This is a genomic window from Micromonospora sp. NPDC005707, assembly GCF_040631005.1.
Lineage (GTDB): Bacteria > Actinomycetota > Actinomycetes > Mycobacteriales > Micromonosporaceae > Micromonospora.
Genome location: NZ_JBEXYR010000004.1, coordinates 150,003 through 165,519 on the forward strand (window position 1 = coordinate 150,003; position 15,517 = coordinate 165,519).

Sequence of the window (15,517 nt, forward strand, 5' to 3'; positions counted from 1 at the left end):
GGCGGGAGGGACTGGCCATGACCGTCGATCACGACGTGCTTCCCGAGGACGACCGGGCGCGCCAGCAGGAGGTCTCACCGGCGGCCATGTTCGGCTACGCGGCCGCCGCCACCGGCATCTTCGGTTGGTTCCTGTTCGGGCTGCTGGTGCAGCGGCAGGGCTTCGTCGACTCGGTCGGCGAGTCGGCCGGCGCCGCGTTCGGCCTGCTGCTCGCCGTCTCGGTGATCGGCACCCTGCGCCGCAACGGGGACTAGTCCTCCAGCACCGCCGCGGTGATCCGGTGCAGCGCGAAGGTGTGCAGCATCTCGGTGCGGTCGTCCTCGGCGCGCAGGTAGCCGGCCCCGATCGAGACGGGCCGGACCAGCCGGGACGCGGTCGCCCCGTGCGCGTCGACGTAGCCCACCCAGACCAGCGCCTTGTCCCGCACGGCCTGCTGGAGCACGGCGAGGGCGTCGCTGTGGGTGTGCGCCGGCCCCGGGCCGGTGCGCGCCGTCCCGCCGCGGACCACCGCCGGGGCCCGCCGCGCCGCCCGGGCCGCCGCATCGCCCCGGCGGATCTGCTCCACCACCCCGAGCAGCCGGGGCAGCGGCAGCCGCGGCGCCGCGAGCGGGTCGAGGCTGCGGCTGGCCGCCGGGACCCGGGCCGGCGCCCGCCGGGTCTTCGGCCGGGCCAGCACGGCCGCGCCGCCGGCGTCCTCGGCCACCGGCGCGTAACCGGCGTCGCGCAGCGCGATCAACATCCGGTTCACCTGGTACGGGGTGACCAGCACCGTCGGGGCCAGCCGGCGCAACGCCAACGCCTCCAGCCGCCGGTCGGACAGCACCTCGGTGAGCAGCGCCTCGTCGTCGCTGCGCACGTACCCGCCGGCCGAGCCGACCCGAAGCCCGCCGTGCTTGCGCGCCACGTCGTCCACCAGGTAGCTCAACCCCTGCGGCACCGGGGTACGCGACCGGCGGCGGAACAGCGCGTGCAGGTCGTCGGCCGAGTAGCCGGCGTCCAGGGCCCGCCGCACGCTGGCCGTGGTGACCCGGTAGACGCTGGCCCCGCCGGCCGACTCGTGCTCCGCCACCACGTCCAGCTCGGCGGCGAGCGCCGGGTCGGGCGGGCCGGGCACCACGACGGTCAGGTCGGCCTGCACGAGGAAGTGGTCGACCGGGGCGGGGAGCAGCGCGTCCAGCGCGCGGACGGCGGTGGACGGCTCGCCCGACTCGGCCTCGGAGTACAGCCCGAGCGGGTCGTCGGCCCGCTCGTCGGCCTCGTTCAGCTCGGCCAGCAGCAGCCGCCCGTACGAGGTCAGCGCTCCGAGCCCGGTCACCCCGAGCTGGGCCGCCTCGGCCAGCACCTCGCGGTGCGCCGCCTCCCGGCCCCGGGCGCGGCGGGGCGCCCGCCAGTCCAGCAGTTCCAGCACCTCGTCCTGGGTCGGGGCGGTCGCCGGGGGCAGGTCGGCCAGCACGGCGAGCACCGAACGCCGGGCGGCCGGCGCGCCGGCCCGCTCCGCCTCGGCGGAGAGCACCGCGATGGGCCGGTCCCGGTCGTCGCGCTGGCCGACCAGGCCCACCTGGCGGGTCATGGTGAGCCAGGCGCGGGCGAGCTGCTCCCAGCGCTGGGCCAGCGAGGCGGCCCGCCACACCTCGTACCCGCCGGTGGGCAGGATCTGCTGGTCGCCCCCGTACCGGCTGGTCACCGCCCCGGTCAGGTCCAGCTCGCCGACCAGCCCGGCCGCGTACGCCACCTCGAAGATCAGCGCGGTGGTCGGGTCGTCCAGCCCGAGGCCGCGGGCCAGCCGGCGCAGGTCCCGGACGCCCACCCCACCGGAGCGCAGCACCGGGGCCGGCTCGGCGGCCAGGGCCTCCAGCAGCGCCTCGGTGTGCCGGACCACCTCCATGGTCTGCCCGGCGCCGGCCGAGTCGACGGACTTGGCCTCCCGCGGCGGGCTCGACACCTCGGGCGGGCTGGTGCGCAGCGGGCCGAGCGGGCCGGTGTCCCGGCGCAGCAGCAACCCCACCTCGCGGGGCAGCTCGACGGTGCCGCCGCCCTTGACGGCCGACATCCGGACGAGCAGCCGGTGCTCCACGAGCCAGCGGATCGGGGAGCCGGTGGCCGCCCCGCCGTTGACCAGGTCCGGCGGCAGGATGTCCTCCTCGCCGGTGGCGGGGGCGTCCAGCGCGCCCGGGGGCACGGCGCCGACCGGCGGGCCGGCGGCGAGCCGGTCCAGGATCGCCCGGGCCGAGGGCGGCGCGGCCAGCAGCGTCCGCCGCAGCTTCGCCGGGTCCGCGCAGACGGCCGCCGCCCGCGGGTCCAGCTCCGCGGCCGGCCGGCCCAGACCGGCAAGGTACGGGGACACCTCGTCGACGCCGCCCACCACGCGCAGGTCGTGCTCGGGCCCGTACAGCAGGAAGAGCGCGCGGAGCCGGTTCACCGCGCCGCGGACCGCGGTCGGGGCGGGTGGGTGCGGGCCGGAGGTGGCCAGGGCCAGGATGGCCTCGGTGGCGGTGCCGCCGCCCTCCGGGTCCCGGGTGAGCCGGGCGGCGTCCAGGATCTGGAGGGTGAACTGGTCTAGCCCGTCGAGCGCTCGTGCCACGGAGACCCGCGACTGGGCGCGGATGGCGAGGGCGGAGACGTCTGCGGGCACCGGTACGACGAGGTCGGGCCGCAGCTGGAGGAGGGCGGCCAGGGACTCGTCGGGAAGGGTCCGCAGGTGGTCGGCGAATGAGGTGGTCATCGTCGTTCCACGCTAGCCCGGCCGGGGGCTGTCGCGCCCCTCGGACGGGTACGTTCTCGTCGTGCCCTCGCTCATGGTCGGATTCGACCTCGACATGACCCTGGTCGACTCGCGCCCCGGCATCGCGGCCGCCTTCCGGGCGTTGACCGCCCGCACCGGGGTGCCCGTCGACGCCGAGCTGGCGGTCTCCCGCCTCGGCCCGCCGTTGCGCACCGAGATCGCGCACTGGTTCCCGCCGGAGCGGGTCGAGGAGGCGGTGGTCGCGTACCGGGAGCTCTACCCGGCGTACGCGATCACCCCGGCCCTGCCGATGCCCGGCGCGGAGGCCGCCATCGCGGCGGTGCACGCGCGGGGCGGCCGGGTCATGGTGGTCACCGCGAAGATGGGCCGGCTGGCGAAGCTGCACCTGGACCACCTCGGCCTGGCCGTCGACGAGCTGGCCGGCGACCTGTTCGCCGAGCAGAAGGCGACCGCGCTGCGGGACCACGGCGCGACCCTCTACGTCGGCGACCACGTGGCCGACATGGCCGCCGCACAAGCTGCGGGAATCCCGGGCGTGGGAGTCGCGACCGGCCCCTGCACGAGGGACGAGTTGAGCGCGGCGGGCGCACACGTCGTGCTGGATGATCTCGCCGGATTCCCAGCGGCGCTGGACCGGATCATCCGGCTAGCCTTGGAGGGGTAGAGGTTCCGAGCGAAGCAGGGGTTTTCAGGTGCCGACGGGTCGAGTGAAGTGGTATGACGCGGCCAAGGGATACGGGTTCGTCACCAGTGACGAGGGTGGCGACGTGTTCCTGCCGAAGGGCGCGCTACCGGCGGGTGTCGCCGACCTGAAGGGCGGCCAGCGGGTCGATTTCAGCGTGGTGGACAGCCGGCGGGGCGCCCAGGCCATGGGGGTCAAGCTGCTGGAGGCGCCGCCCTCGGTGGCGGAGCTGCGCCGCCGGCCGGCCGAGGAGCTGCACGGCCTGGTCGAAGACATGATCAAGGTGCTGGAGGCGAAGGTCCAGCCGGACCTGCGCCGGGGCCGCTTCCCGGACCGGAAGACCGCGCAGAAGATCGCTCAGCTGGTCCACGCGGTGGCGCGCGAGCTGGAGGTCTGAGGGACGAGCCCGGCGTCGGCGGCCCGGCCCAACAGCGCCTCCACGGCGGCGAAGCCGGCCTCTCCCAGGTCGGCGGTGAACTCGTTGACGTAGAGGCCGATGTGCCGGTCCACCACGTCGGGCTCCATCTCCTGCGCGTGCGCGAGCACGTACTCCCGGCTGGCCTCCGGGTCGGCCCAGGCCTGCCGGACCGACTCGCGGATCCAGGCGGCCGCCTCGACCGGGTCCACCGCGCCCTTGCGGGCCAGGATCGCGCCGAGCGGGATCGGCAGGCCGGTGTCGCCCTCCCACCACTCGCCCAGGTCGACCAGGGCGGTCAGCCCGTGCCGCGGGTAGGTGAACCGCGCCTCGTGGATCACCAGCCCGGCGTCGTACCGCCCGGCGGCCACCCCCGGCATGATCTCGTGGAACGGCACCACCTCGATCCGCGCCGGCGGCTGCTCCGCCGCCCAGAGCCGGAACAGCAGGTACGCCGTGGTCCGCTCACCCGGCACCGCCACCGTCGCGCCGGACAGGTCGGTACGGTCGCCCCGGGTGAGCACCAGCGGGCCGCAGCCCCGGCCCAGCGCCCCACCGCAGGGCAGCAGGTGGTAGTCGTCGAGCAGCCACGGCAACGCCGCGTAGCTCACCTTCACCAGGTCGAACGCCCCGCGCTCGGCGGCCGTGTTGGTGACGTCGACGTCGGCGTAGGTCACCTCGACGGCCGGCGCGCCGGGCACCCGGCCGTGCACGAGGGCGTCGAAGACGAAGGTGTCGTTGGGGCAGGGCGAGATCGCCAGGGAGAGCGCCACGCCCCCACCGTAACCCCGCCCGTTCCGGTGCCCGCCACCCCGCCCCGCCGGCTGTGACGGGCGACCGTCCGGTGCGCGCCCGTGAGCCCCGGCACCTCCTGTTCAGCCGCTACGAACTTGATGACGTGGACGGATCGCAGCGGCCGGTCTTGGATGTGCCGGCTGGCCGGCTGGCCGGCTGCCGGGTGCGGGTGCGGGTGCCGGTGCAGGGTGCAGGGGGTGGGGCTGGTTGGTTCGCTTGGCTGCTTCTTGTTCGGCCGCTAGGTACTTGATGGCGTGGATGGATCGCGGCGACCGGTTGTCGATGTGCGACGGGCGTGGGTTGCCGGGGGCCGGACGCCGGGTGCCGGGTGCTGGTGTCGGGTGTCGGGTGCCGGGTGCTAGGTGCTGGTGTCGGGTGTCGGGTGTCGGGTGCCGGGTGCCGGGTGCTGGGTGCTGGCGTCGGGGTGGGACTCGTGGCTCGGCTTGGCCGCTCCTCGTTCGGCCGCTAGGAACTTGATGACGTGGATGGATCACGGCGGCGCGTTGGCAACCTGCGCCAAGTGCGGGCATCCGCCTCGAGTCCGGCTCTCTCGCGTCACTGCTTGACCGCTCCGGCTGGCCCATCGCGCCGCGAGCGACCATGGCGGCCACAGCAGCCCCACCGGGGACCTGAATCACCGGAGTCAGCGAGTTTGTCGTCGTCCGCGGATCCACCGGCGCCACCTCTGCCCGAGGTCTGACTCGCCTACGTCATCAAGTTTGTAGTCGCCAGCGACCTCACCCGTCCCCAGCCAGCGCCGTTTTCCACAGGGTTTTCCACAGGTGGAAAGCGCGGGGTTGAGGGCGGCTCGGCGCCATCCGAACATGGTTCGGTGAGCGACGCCCCGCCCGTGACCGACCTGGCCGCTGCCTTGAGGGCGTTGCGGCGCGCGGCTGATCTGAGTCAGCGCGAGCTGGCCGGGAAGTCCGGGGTGCCGCAGGCCACGATCGCCCGCATCGAGTCGGGACAGACGGCGGATCCGAGCTTCCGCACCATCGAGCGCCTGGTCGGCGCCGTGGCCGGTCGGATCGTGCTTCAAGGTCCGGCGACCCGTGAGCTGGCAACGGTGCCGCACGAAACGTTGCGGGACGCGGCGGGGCGGCACTGCCCCGCGCACCTGGACGCCCGCGAGGTGCGTGAGCCGAAGGACTGGCCCGGCGCCTGGTGGGCGCACTGGTTCAAGATCCCGTCCAACCGGTGGCCGCCGTTGCCCGCCGTGACGTTCCGGCTCGATCGCGCTGTGCGGGACCGGGAGAGGCTGCGCGAGGCGGTGCGCCGCGATTATTTGGTGCGCCGTTACGTCGATCCGGTGCTGCCGTCGACCTCCTGGCGGTTCGTCGCCGAGCTGCCCGACGGTGATCTCGTCGGCGAGCTGCGCGCGCACGAACGCAGCAGCGACCTGCTCATCGGGCATCCCGAGCCCGGCCAGCGGCAGGTGGTGCTGGACGGGGTGCTCGTCGCGCCGGCCTACCGGTTGCTGGGCATCGGGCGGCGGCTGGTCGCCGCGCTCCTGACGGAGATGGACGGGGCCGGCGTGCGGTCGGCGCACGCGATCGCCGAGAGCGGCGGCGCCAGCTTCCTGCTCGCGTGCGGCTTCGACCTGGAGGCGAGCCGGCCGGCGGCGTTGCGGTTCCACCGGCCGGCCAGCCGAGGGTGGCCGCCGCCGGGCAGCGAGGAGGGGCCGTCACCGGTCAGCGGAGGGCGGCTGCCGCCGCGGTGAGGGCGGCGAAGGCTTCGCGCATGCGCCACGAGTCGCGGTCGCGGGGGCCGATCGGGTTTGACACCGTGCGCAGCTCGGCGAAGGGGAGGTTGGCCTGGGCGGCGGCGACGGCTACGCCGTACCCCTCCATGGCCTCGGCCACGGCGTCGGGGTGGCGGTCGGCGAGGGCCGCCGTGCTCGCGGCGGTGCCGGTCACCGTGCTGACCGTGAGTACCGTGCCGGCGGTGGCTTCCGGCAGGGCGGTGCGCAGGGCGCCCAGCAGGCCCGGGTCGGCGGGTATGACGCTGCCGCCGCCGAGCAGCTCCGGCGGCATGCCCAGCTCCTCCAGCGGGATGAAGCCGGTGGGGGACTCGGCGCCCAGGTCGGCGGCGACACTGCGGGTGGCCAGCACGGTGCCCCCGACCGGCACCCGGCCGACGAAGCCGCCCGCGATGCCCGCGCTGACCACCGCCCGGTACGGGCGTCCGGCCGCCTCGGCGAGCGCCAGCAGCCGCGCGGTGGCGGCGCCGGCGACGGCGGAGCCGACCCCGACCGGCGCGACGGTGACCGTGGGATCGGTGAGGCCCGCCCGGACCGCGTCCGCCTCGGCGGGCACCGCCGTCACCACCAGCAGCCCGCTCACGCCACCGGTCCCCGGGGCTCCCGCCGGTTCTCCTCCTCGCTGCCGCCCGGCCCACCGACGGAGGACGAGGGGCGGTAGATGTGGAACCCGGGCGGTGCCAGCTCGTCGTCGTGGTTCGCGGGCGGCGGGTCGGCCCGGGGCGGGGCGGGCGAGGTGGGGGCGGGGTCGTCGAACTCCGTGCCGGGCTCGGTCGCCAGTTCGTCGTCGCCGAGCGGGCGGCCCACCAGGTGCTCGCCACGCAGCCGGGTGGCCACCAGCACCCCGCGGGCGGCCACCAGCGCGGCCACGCAGGCGGCGACCGCCACCCCGACCGGGCCGGTGAACGGGACCAGCCCGAGCCCGCCGCCGGCCACGAAGGCCAGCATCAGCGCGGTCTCCGAGTGGGCGAAGGAACTGGCCCGCAGCCGCTCCGGGATCCGCTCCTGGATCGAGGCGTCGACCGCGAGCTTGGCGATGCCGCTGAACAGTGAGGTGACCACGCAGAGCAGCGCCACCATGGGCAGCGAGAACTTCAGGGCGGCGAGCACCGCCACCCCGGCTACGATGACCGTGCCGCTGGACTGGATCGCCGCCGGGCGGTGGATGCGCAGCCGGGTGCCGATCGCGGTGGCCAGGAAGGTGCCCACCGCCAGCGCGCCGCCGGCCAGGCCCAGCGCACCCTGGGCGCCCAGATTCCGCCCGAAGAAGTCGGTGGTCAGGTCGCCGGCCTTGATCGCGAAGGCCAGGAAGAGCAGCAGGAAGCCGTAGAGCCCGCGCAGCGCCGCCGCGCCGATCAGGGTGGCGATCACCAGCCGGCCCGCCGGCCGGCCCCGGCCCAGCGGGCGTTCCCCGTCCCGGCGGCGCAGCGCGCGCAGCGGCCTGGGCACCCGCTCCGGCGGCTCCGAGTCGGCCCGCGGCGGCAGCCGCAGCGAGATGATCATGCCGATCAGGAAGATGAGCGAGGCGACCCGGAGCGGCCACTGCGGCCCGAACCAGAACGCGGCCAGCCCGATCGGTGCGACCAGCGCGCCGGCCACCGTGCCGTAGACGCTCGCCCGGGCGCCCACCTGCGACAGCCCGAGCCCCTCGGGCAGCAGCCGGGGAACCGCCGCCGAGCGGGCCACCCCGTACGCCCGGGAGAGGGCGAGCACCCCGAACGCGGCCGGATAGAGCCCGAAACCGCCGATGTAGTCGGAGATCAGCCAGGCCAGGAAGGCCCGGCCGAGCATGGTGGCGGCGAGCGCGTAGCGCCGGCCGTGCCGGAAGTGGTCCAGCAGCGGGCCGACCACGGGGGCGAGCATGGCGAACGGGACCATGGTCACCAGCAGGTAGAGCGCGACCTTGTTGCGGGCCTCGCCGAGCGGGACGTCGAAGAAGATCGTGCCGGCCAGGCCGATGGCGATGAGCGTGTCCCCGGCGCAGGAGAGGGCGTGCAGGTCGAAGAGGCGGACCATGCCGACCTCGTTGCCGGCGCTGCGGGCGCGGGCCGTGCCGGCCCGCCGGGTCATCCACCGCCCGCCGTGCAGCGAGCCCCGGAGCAGCAGGCGGGTGGCACGGATGCCGGTGCCGACGGTCCGCCCGAGGACGGACCGGCCGGAGCGGGAGGACAGCGGCATGTGTCCCATCCTCGCCCATCTGATCCACGCGCGCCGCATCACCCGGAGAGAACGACTCCGGGGAGTGCCTGTCATCCGACCACGGGCATGGGGAACAATGGTCCGGTGAACAGGCCCGCCTCCGCCCGCGCTCCCCGGCTCGACCAGATGTGCGCCGCTGCCGTCGAGGTGGCCCGCGCCGCCATCACCGAGGTGGACCCCGCCGACGTCGGCGATCACCTCCAGGCCGTCGCCGAAGGCGAACGGCTCGTCACCCACTACTTCGAGTGCCGCCTGGCCGGCTACCGGGGCTGGCGCTGGGCCGTCACGGTGACCCGGGTGCCGCGCAGCCGCACCGTCACCATCTGCGAGACGGTGCTGCTGCCGGGCGCCGACGCGCTGCTCGCCCCGGGCTGGCTGCCCTGGCAGGAGCGGCTCAAGCCGGGCGATCTCGGCCCCGGTGACCTGCTCCCCACCCCGGCGGACGACGAGCGGCTCGCCCCCGGCTACCTGCTCTCCGACGACCCGGCCGTCGAGGAGACCGCCTGGGAGTTGGGCCTCGGCCGGGCCCGGGTGCTGTCCCGCGAGGGCCGCACCGACGCCGCCCAGCGCTGGTACGACGGTGACCACGGCCCCGACGCCGCGATCTCGGTGGCCGCGCCGGCCGCCGCCCGCTGCGGCACCTGCGGCTTCTACCTGCCGCTCGCCGGCGCCCTGCGGCAGTCCTTCGGCGCCTGCGGCAACTTCTACGCCCCCGACGACGGTCGGGTGGTCAGCGCGGATCACGGCTGCGGCGCCCACTCCGAGACGCTTGTCGAAGCGGCGGACTCCCCGGTGGACGAGCTGCCCACGGTCTACGACGACAGCGCGGTCGAGGCGATGTCGGTGAGCCGGGCCCCGGGTTCGGTGGAGGCGGCCGAGCCGGCGGAGCCGTACGGCCACCCCTGACCGGTCAGCCCTGACGGGCGGTTGCCGCTCGGCGGCGGCGCCGGTTGGCGTCGTGCCGCATCATCACGGCCAGCCCGGGAAAGCCCCACAGGAAACCGGCCAGGCAGGTCCAGAGCCAGTTCTGGTGCCCGTGCGCGGTGAGCCAGTCACGGAAGAACAGCAGCAGCACCAGCCCGGCCACCGCCCAGGCGACCAGCCCGGCGAGGGCGAACGGCACCATCGGCGGGTCGAGCGGCTCGGGCCGCGGCGGTTGCTCCTGGGGCACGCGCCCAGCGTACGCGATCGTCCTTCCCTGCCCGCGAGTGATCTGGGACGATGCGCGCGACAACCGGTCGATCGATATGTGAGGACCCGATGGCCATCGCGCCGCCGCCGGACCACGGCACGCCACCCGATCCCGCGCACCCGCGCAACGCCTTCGACCGCTTCTTCGAGATCTCCGCCCGCCGGTCGACGCCGGGCCGGGAGGTCCGGGGTGGGCTGGCCACGTTCTTCACGATGGCGTACATCGTGGTGTTGAACCCGCTGATCCTGGGCAGCGCGGTCGACGGCGACGGGCGCAAGCTCGCCATCCCGGCGTTGGCGGCGGCCACGGCGCTGGTCGCCGGCGTGATGACCATCCTGATGGGCGTGGTGGCCCGGTTCCCGATCGCGCTGGCCGCCGGGCTGGGCGTGAACGCGCTGGTCGCGTTCGAGATCGCGCCGCAGATGACGTGGGCGGACGCCATGGGCCTCGTGGTGATCGAGGGTGTGCTGATCGGCATCCTCGTGCTCACCGGGCTGCGTACGGCGGTGTTCCGCTCGGTGCCCACCCAGCTCAAGACGGCGATCGGTGTCGGCATCGGCCTCTTCCTCACCATCATCGGCCTGGTCGACGCCGGGTTCGTCCGACGTGTGCCGGACGTCGCGAACACGACCGTGCCGGTCGGGCTGGGCATCAGCGGCAAGATCGTCAGCTGGCCGCTGCTGGTCTTCGTGGTGGGTCTGCTGCTCACCCTGGTGCTGGTGGTACGCCGGGTCCGCGGTGCGATCCTGATCGGCATCCTGGCCTCCACCGTGCTGGCGATCGCGGTGGAGGCGGTCGGCAACATCGGGCCGTCGTTCGTCAACGGGAAGCCGAACCCCAAGGGCTGGGCGTTGAACGTGCCCGAGGTGCCGGAGAAGGTGGTGGACGTCCCCGACCTCTCGCTGCTGGGCAATTTCAACCTGCTGGACTCGTGGACCCGGGTCGGCTGGCTGGTCCCGCTGATGTTCGTCTTCACCCTGCTCATCACGGACTTCTTCGACACCATGGGCACGATGGTCGCGATCGGCCAGGAGGGCGACATGCTCGACGAGCGGGGCACCCCGCCGCGGGCCCGGGAGATCCTGCTGGTCGACTCGATCGCCGCCGCCGCGGGTGGCGCGGCCTCGGTGTCGAGCAACACGTCGTACATCGAGAGTGCCGCCGGGGTCGCGGAGGGCGCCCGGACCGGGGTGGCCAACCTGGTCACCGGCAGCCTGTTCCTGCTGGCCATGTTCCTGGCGCCGCTGGCGGTGGTGGTGCCGTTCGAGGCCGCGTCGACGGCGCTCGTGGTGGTCGGCTTCCTCATGATGACCGCGGTCCGCACGATCGACTGGACCGACTACGAGATCGCCATCCCCGCGTTCCTCACGATCGTGCTGATGCCCTTCACCTACTCGATCTCGAACGGGATCGGCGCCGGGGTGATCACTTTCGTGCTGCTGAAGGTGGCGAAGGGCCGGTTCCGCGACGTCCACCCCCTGCTGTACGGGGTGGCCGCCCTGTTCATCCTTTACTTCCTGCGCGGGCCGATCGAGGCCGTGGTGCTCTGAAGTCGCTGGTGAGCCTGGTCATATCGCATGTCGTTAGCCAGGCTCATTAGTTAAGCTAACTACTGTGACGGAGCGGACGGTGACGGCGAAACGCGTGCCACCGGCGCAGCTGGCCCCTCAGCTGCGTGATGCGATCACTCGACTCAACCGGCGGGTCCGACAGGCCCGACCGGTCGGCGACCTCACGGTCACTCAGCTCTCGGCGCTCACCAGCCTCAACCTGGCGGGCGCCCTGACACCCCGGGAGCTGGCCGACATCGAGCGGGTGCAGCCGCCAACGATGACGAAGATCATCGCGAAGCTGGAGGACCGCGGCCTTGTGCAGCGGACCCCCCACCCGACCGATGGACGGCAGGTCATCCTGGCGGCGACCGAGGGAGGACGGGCCGTACTCGACCAGTTCGAGCGGGCCCGCAACTCGTGGCTGGCCACCCGGCTGGCGGCCCTGACCGAGGAGGAACGCGACACGCTGCAGCGTGCCGCCGACATCCTGCAGGGCATCGCTCGCGCCTGAGCGGGTACGCGCGTCCCGCGGTCCGCTTCGTCCGTTGTGGATGAGGCGTACATGATCGCGAGGAGGCGCACCTAGAGTGCAGGCCAAGTTGAGCACGATGTTCCAGTCCCTACGAGTCCGCAACTACCGACTCTTCGCCACCGGACAGCTGATCAAGTTGATTGGCGTCTGGATGATGTACATCGCCCAGGACTGGCTCGTCCTCGACCTCAGCGGCAACTCGGCGACCGCGCTCGGCGTGGTCACCGCGCTCCAGTTCACCCCCGTCCTGCTGCTGACACTGATCTCCGGCCGCCTCGCCGACCGCTACGACAAGCGGATGCTGCTCTTCATCGCCAACATCTTCTGGACCGTCCTGGCGCTGGCGATGAGCCTGCTGGTGGTCACCGGGCTCGTGCAGCTCTGGCACGTCTTCGCGTTCGCCGCCCTGCTCGGGGTCTTCAACGCGGTGGAGACCCCGGTCCGGCAGGCGTTCGTCTCCGAGCTGGTCGGCATGCCGCTGCTGCCGAACGCGCTCTCGCTCAACGCGGCCACCTTCAACTCGGCCCGGATCCTCGGCCCGGCCATCGCCGGCCTGGCCATCGCCGCCTTCGACGTCGGCCCCGTCTTCCTGATCACCGCGTTCAGCTCGATCGCCCCGCTGGTCAACGTGGTCCGGATGCGCACCAGCGAGCTGTACCGCAAGGACCTGCCGCCGACCGGCGAGCGCGACCAGGCCAAGGTCGTGGACGGCCTCCGGTACGTCGCGCGCCGCCCCGACCTCCTGCTGCCGATGGCGCTGATGTCGGTGGTCGGGATGACCCTGTTCAACTTCCAGCTCACCCTCGCCGCGCTGGCCAAGACCGTGTTCCACACGGGTGCCGCCTCGTTCGGCCTGTTCACCACCGCGCTGGCGGTGGGCGCACTGGTCGGCGCCCTGTCCGGCACCGGCCGGCGCAGCCGGCCCACCGTGTGGCTGGTGCTCGGCGCGGCGGTCGGCTGTGCCAGCTTCGGCACGCTGGTGGGGCTCGCCTCGTCGTACTGGCTGGTGGCGGCTCTGCTGCTGCCCACCGGGTTCTTCATGGTCTTCTTCGCCCAGGCCGCGAACCAGCGGGTCCAGCTCGGCGTCGACGCCGCCTTCCGGGGCCGGGTCATGGCGCTGTGGGTGCTCGTCTTCCTCGGCACCAACCCGGTCGGCGCGCCGATCATCGGCTGGGTGGCCGAGACGTTCGGCGCCGGCGCGAGCATCTGGACCGGTGGCCTGATCTCGCTGGCCGCCGCCCTGCTGGCGCTCACCTGGCAGCTGCGCCGCTCCGGCGCCCGGCTGCGGCTGCGGGTGCTGCCCATGCCGCGCTTCTACGTGGTGTCGCCCGGGGCGGAGTGACCTGTCGACCGCCCGAAGGACCGGTTCCCGCCCGAGGGGACCGGTCCTTCCTCATTCATTCGCGTCCGGATCTCACCAATCGGGTGGCGGGCGCGGACGGCGCGGCATAGCGTCGATATGTGGGAGTGGGGCAAGGACTACTGCTGGCGCTGGCGATCCTCGCCGTCTGCTGCCTGCCGGCCCTCTTCGCGCTGATCTTCTGCGCCGACGAGATCCTCGACCGGGTGGCCTGCGGCTGGGCCGAGTGGCGCGAGCAGCGCCGGGAACGCCGCACCATCGCCCGGCTGGACCGGGCCATCGAGGCCGAGTCGCTGACCCGCGACATCGACCTCACCGAGTTCGACCGGGAGGACCGCCGCCCGCTGGAGCAGCTCGCCGTCGACCTGCGCCGCTTCGGCGGCCACCGGCTCGCCGCCGCCGACCGCTCGGTGGTGTGGCACGGCTCGGTCATCGACGCGTACGACGAGCGGCTGCGCGCCGCCTGCGGGGCGCTGGGCATCGCCGAGCACCTGGCCGAGCTGGAGGGCGTCGACAAGGAGATCGAACGGGTACGCGTCGAGGGCCTCCTGCACGCCGCCGGGCTCACCCTGCCCGCCGCCCGCCCCGGCCACCACCAGCGGCACCGCTGACCGGTGCGGCTCTTCGTCGCGGTCTACCCGCCGACGCCGGCGATCGACGACCTGAGCGCCCAGGTGGCCCGGCTGCGCACCGGGGCCGCCTCCGCCGCCGGCACCAACGTCCGGCTGGCCGACCCGGCCAACGCCCATCTCACCCTGGCCTTCCTCGGCGACACTCCCGACGACCGGCTGGTCGACGTGGAGAGCGCGCTCGGCCTCGCCGCGCAGACGTTCCGGGACGCCCGGGGCAGCTCCCCGCGGCTGCGGCTCGGCGGCGGGGGCAGCTTCGGGCGCGGCCGGTTCACCGTGCTCTGGGTGGACGTACGCGGCGAGGTCGACGGGTTGACCGTGCTCGCCCGGCTCATCCGCTCCGGGCTGCGCCGGGCCCGGCTGCCACACGACGAGAAGCCGTTCCGGGCCCACCTGACCATCGCCCGCCCCGGCGACCGGATCGACCGCGCCGACGTGCTGGCCGACCGGGAGACCCTGCACGACTACCACGGCCCGGAGTGGAGCGCCGACGAGTTGGTCCTGGTGCGCAGCCACCCGGGCCCGCGCCCCACCTACGACCGCCTCGCCGCCTGGCCCATCTGACGCACCGACCGGGTTGACCGGAGAGGCCCGGCCAACCCGGTCAGCGGGTCACCAGGCCCAGGCCTCCGGGCCCGGGCCGCCGTTGCCGACCGGCGGGAAGAGCTCGTCGAGCTTCTCCAGCGTGGCCTCGTCGAGCCGCACATCCAGCGCGCCGAGGTTGCGGTCGAGCTGGTCCATGGTGCGCGGGCCGACGATCGGGGCGGTCACGCCCGGGCGGGAGAGCAGCCAGGCCAGCGCCACGTCCGCCGGGTCGTGGCCGAGGTCCGCGCAGAGCTTCTCGTACGCCTCGATGGTGGACCGGTGCTCGGCCAGCGCGTCGGCGGACCGGCCGGAGGCGCCGCGGGCCGCGCCGCCCTCGGCCATCTTGCGGATGACCCCGGAGAGCAGCCCGCCGTGCAGCGGCGACCACGGGATGATGCCCAGCCCGTAGTGCTGCGCCGCCGGGATCACCTCCAGCTCGACGTGCCGGGTCATCAGGTTGTAGATGCTCTGCTCGGAGACGAGGCCGAGGAAGTTGCGGCGGCCGGCCGCCGCCTGCGCCTGGGCGATGTGCCAGCCGGCGAAGTTGGACGAGCCGACGTAGAGGACCTTGCCCTGGGCGACCAGGGTCTCCATGGCCTGCCAGATCTCCTCCCACGGCGTGGTCCGCGAGATGTGGTGCATCTGGTAGAGGTCGATCGTGTCGGTCTGCAGCCGGCGCAGCGAGTCCTCGCAGGCCCGGATGATGTGCCGGGCGCTCAGGCCCTGCTCGTTGGGCCACTCGCCCATCTTGCCGTAGACCTTGGTGGCCAGGACGACCTTGTCGCGGCGCCCGCCGCCCTGGGCGAACCAGCGGCCGATGATCTGCTCGGTGACGCCCTCACCGGTCTTCCAGCCGTAGACGTTGGCGGTGTCGAAGAAGTTGATGCCGTGTTCGAGTGCCCGGTCCATGATGGCGAAGCTGTCCGGCTCGGTCGTCTGCGGGCCGAAGTTCATGGTGCCGAGGCAGAGCCGGCTCACCGACAGGCCGGTGCGTCCCAGGTTCGTGTACTCCATAGGTCCACCCTGGCACGCGGGCACTTAGAGTGCCTCGTTACGCCAGGGTGGACCGTCGG

16 protein-coding genes are annotated in these 15,517 nt (G+C 73.8%); 10 read left to right on the forward strand and 6 right to left on the reverse strand.

Annotated elements, in window-relative coordinates; translation table 11 throughout:
* Window positions 1-17: 17 nt before the first annotated feature.
* Window positions 18-254, forward strand: coding sequence for a hypothetical protein (locus ABZ452_RS08490; RefSeq protein ID WP_357940346.1), 237 nt, complete (start codon window positions 18-20; stop codon window positions 252-254).
* On the opposite strand, the gene ABZ452_RS08495 is transcribed toward ABZ452_RS08490, so the two are convergent.
* Window positions 251-2,722 carry a helicase-associated domain-containing protein gene (locus ABZ452_RS08495; RefSeq protein WP_357940348.1) on the reverse strand — a complete coding sequence of 824 codons (2,472 nt, stop codon included), beginning with the start codon at window positions 2,720-2,722 and terminating at the stop codon, window positions 251-253. The two genes, ABZ452_RS08490 and ABZ452_RS08495, sit on opposite strands and share 4 nt — an antisense overlap.
* Window positions 2,723-2,783: 61 nt before the next feature.
* On the opposite strand from ABZ452_RS08495, the gene ABZ452_RS08500 reads away from it, so the two are divergent.
* Window positions 2,784-3,407 carry a haloacid dehalogenase-like hydrolase gene (locus ABZ452_RS08500; protein WP_357940350.1) on the forward strand — a complete coding sequence of 208 codons (624 nt, stop codon included), beginning with the start codon at window positions 2,784-2,786 and terminating at the stop codon, window positions 3,405-3,407.
* 28 nt (window positions 3,408-3,435) lie between these two features.
* A complete protein-coding gene (locus ABZ452_RS08505) occupies window positions 3,436-3,822 on the forward strand; it encodes a cold shock domain-containing protein (protein WP_026267952.1) in 387 nt (128 codons plus the stop codon).
* On the opposite strand, the gene ABZ452_RS08510 is transcribed toward ABZ452_RS08505, so the two are convergent.
* Window positions 3,783-4,613: a 1,4-dihydroxy-6-naphthoate synthase gene (locus tag ABZ452_RS08510; protein ID WP_151465489.1), complete on the reverse strand. Its 831-nt coding sequence runs from the start codon at window positions 4,611-4,613 to the stop codon at window positions 3,783-3,785. The genes ABZ452_RS08505 and ABZ452_RS08510 overlap by 40 nt on opposite strands.
* Before the next feature lie 854 nt (window positions 4,614-5,467).
* Between ABZ452_RS08510 and ABZ452_RS08515 the strand changes: the two genes are divergently transcribed.
* Window positions 5,468-6,355, forward strand: coding sequence for a GNAT family N-acetyltransferase (locus ABZ452_RS08515; protein ID WP_357940352.1), 888 nt, complete (start codon window positions 5,468-5,470; stop codon window positions 6,353-6,355).
* Here the strand turns inward: ABZ452_RS08515 and ABZ452_RS08520 are convergent.
* A complete protein-coding gene (locus tag ABZ452_RS08520) occupies window positions 6,327-6,977 on the reverse strand; it encodes a futalosine hydrolase (protein WP_357940354.1) in 651 nt (216 codons plus the stop codon). The genes ABZ452_RS08515 and ABZ452_RS08520 overlap by 29 nt on opposite strands.
* Window positions 6,974-8,572, reverse strand: a complete 1,599-nt coding sequence (locus ABZ452_RS08525) for an MFS transporter (RefSeq protein ID WP_357940356.1) — start codon at window positions 8,570-8,572, stop codon at window positions 6,974-6,976. The genes ABZ452_RS08520 and ABZ452_RS08525 overlap by 4 nt, the downstream gene beginning before the upstream one ends.
* An 87-nt stretch (window positions 8,573-8,659) precedes the next feature.
* Here ABZ452_RS08525 and ABZ452_RS08530 point away from each other — a divergent pair, with 87 nt between their 5' ends.
* Window positions 8,660-9,499: a DUF3027 domain-containing protein gene (locus ABZ452_RS08530; protein ID WP_357940358.1), complete on the forward strand. Its 840-nt coding sequence runs from the start codon at window positions 8,660-8,662 to the stop codon at window positions 9,497-9,499.
* Between the two features lie 4 nt (window positions 9,500-9,503).
* Here ABZ452_RS08530 and ABZ452_RS08535 read toward each other — a convergent pair whose 3' ends face one another.
* Entirely contained in the window at window positions 9,504-9,764 is a 261-nt protein-coding gene (locus ABZ452_RS08535) for a DUF2530 domain-containing protein (protein ID WP_357940360.1), read from the reverse strand.
* 89 nt (window positions 9,765-9,853) lie between these two features.
* Between ABZ452_RS08535 and ABZ452_RS08540 the strand changes: the two genes are divergently transcribed.
* The 5 genes from ABZ452_RS08540 (at window position 9,854) to thpR (ending at window position 14,423) form a co-directional block, all read left to right on the forward strand.
* Window positions 9,854-11,335 carry an NCS2 family permease gene (locus tag ABZ452_RS08540; protein ID WP_357940362.1) on the forward strand — a complete coding sequence of 494 codons (1,482 nt, stop codon included), beginning with the start codon at window positions 9,854-9,856 and terminating at the stop codon, window positions 11,333-11,335.
* A gap of 64 nt (window positions 11,336-11,399) precedes the next feature.
* A complete protein-coding gene (locus ABZ452_RS08545; RefSeq protein WP_357940364.1) occupies window positions 11,400-11,849 on the forward strand; it encodes a MarR family transcriptional regulator in 450 nt (149 codons plus the stop codon).
* Window positions 11,850-11,925: 76 nt separating this feature from the next.
* Window positions 11,926-13,212: an MFS transporter gene (locus tag ABZ452_RS08550; protein ID WP_357940366.1), complete on the forward strand. Its 1,287-nt coding sequence runs from the start codon at window positions 11,926-11,928 to the stop codon at window positions 13,210-13,212.
* Between the two features lie 119 nt (window positions 13,213-13,331).
* A complete protein-coding gene (locus tag ABZ452_RS08555; RefSeq protein ID WP_357940368.1) occupies window positions 13,332-13,841 on the forward strand; it encodes a hypothetical protein in 510 nt (169 codons plus the stop codon).
* Between the two features lie 3 nt (window positions 13,842-13,844).
* On the forward strand, window positions 13,845-14,423 hold the full coding sequence (gene thpR, locus ABZ452_RS08560; RefSeq protein ID WP_357940371.1) for an RNA 2',3'-cyclic phosphodiesterase: 579 nt from the start codon (window positions 13,845-13,847) through the stop codon (window positions 14,421-14,423).
* Between the two features lie 48 nt (window positions 14,424-14,471).
* Here thpR and ABZ452_RS08565 read toward each other — a convergent pair whose 3' ends face one another.
* Window positions 14,472-15,458, reverse strand: a complete 987-nt coding sequence (locus ABZ452_RS08565) for an aldo/keto reductase (protein ID WP_357940373.1) — start codon at window positions 15,456-15,458, stop codon at window positions 14,472-14,474.
* Window positions 15,459-15,517 lie beyond the last annotated feature (59 nt).

Excerpts from the sequence above, each read along its gene's own strand:
- ABZ452_RS08530 (WP_357940358.1), top strand. The coding sequence starts at position 8,660 with ATGGGGAACAATGGTCCGGTGAACAGGCCCGCCTCCGCCCGCGCTCCC.
- ABZ452_RS08540 (WP_357940362.1), top strand. The coding sequence starts at position 9,854 with ATGGCCATCGCGCCGCCGCCGGACCACGGCACGCCACCCGATCCCGCG.
- ABZ452_RS08525 (WP_357940356.1), bottom strand. The coding sequence starts at position 8,572 with ATGCCGCTGTCCTCCCGCTCCGGCCGGTCCGTCCTCGGGCGGACCGTC.
- ABZ452_RS08565 (WP_357940373.1), bottom strand. The coding sequence starts at position 15,458 with ATGGAGTACACGAACCTGGGACGCACCGGCCTGTCGGTGAGCCGGCTC.
- ABZ452_RS08495 (WP_357940348.1), bottom strand. The coding sequence starts at position 2,722 with ATGACCACCTCATTCGCCGACCACCTGCGGACCCTTCCCGACGAGTCC.
- ABZ452_RS08490 (WP_357940346.1), top strand. The coding sequence starts at position 18 with ATGACCGTCGATCACGACGTGCTTCCCGAGGACGACCGGGCGCGCCAG.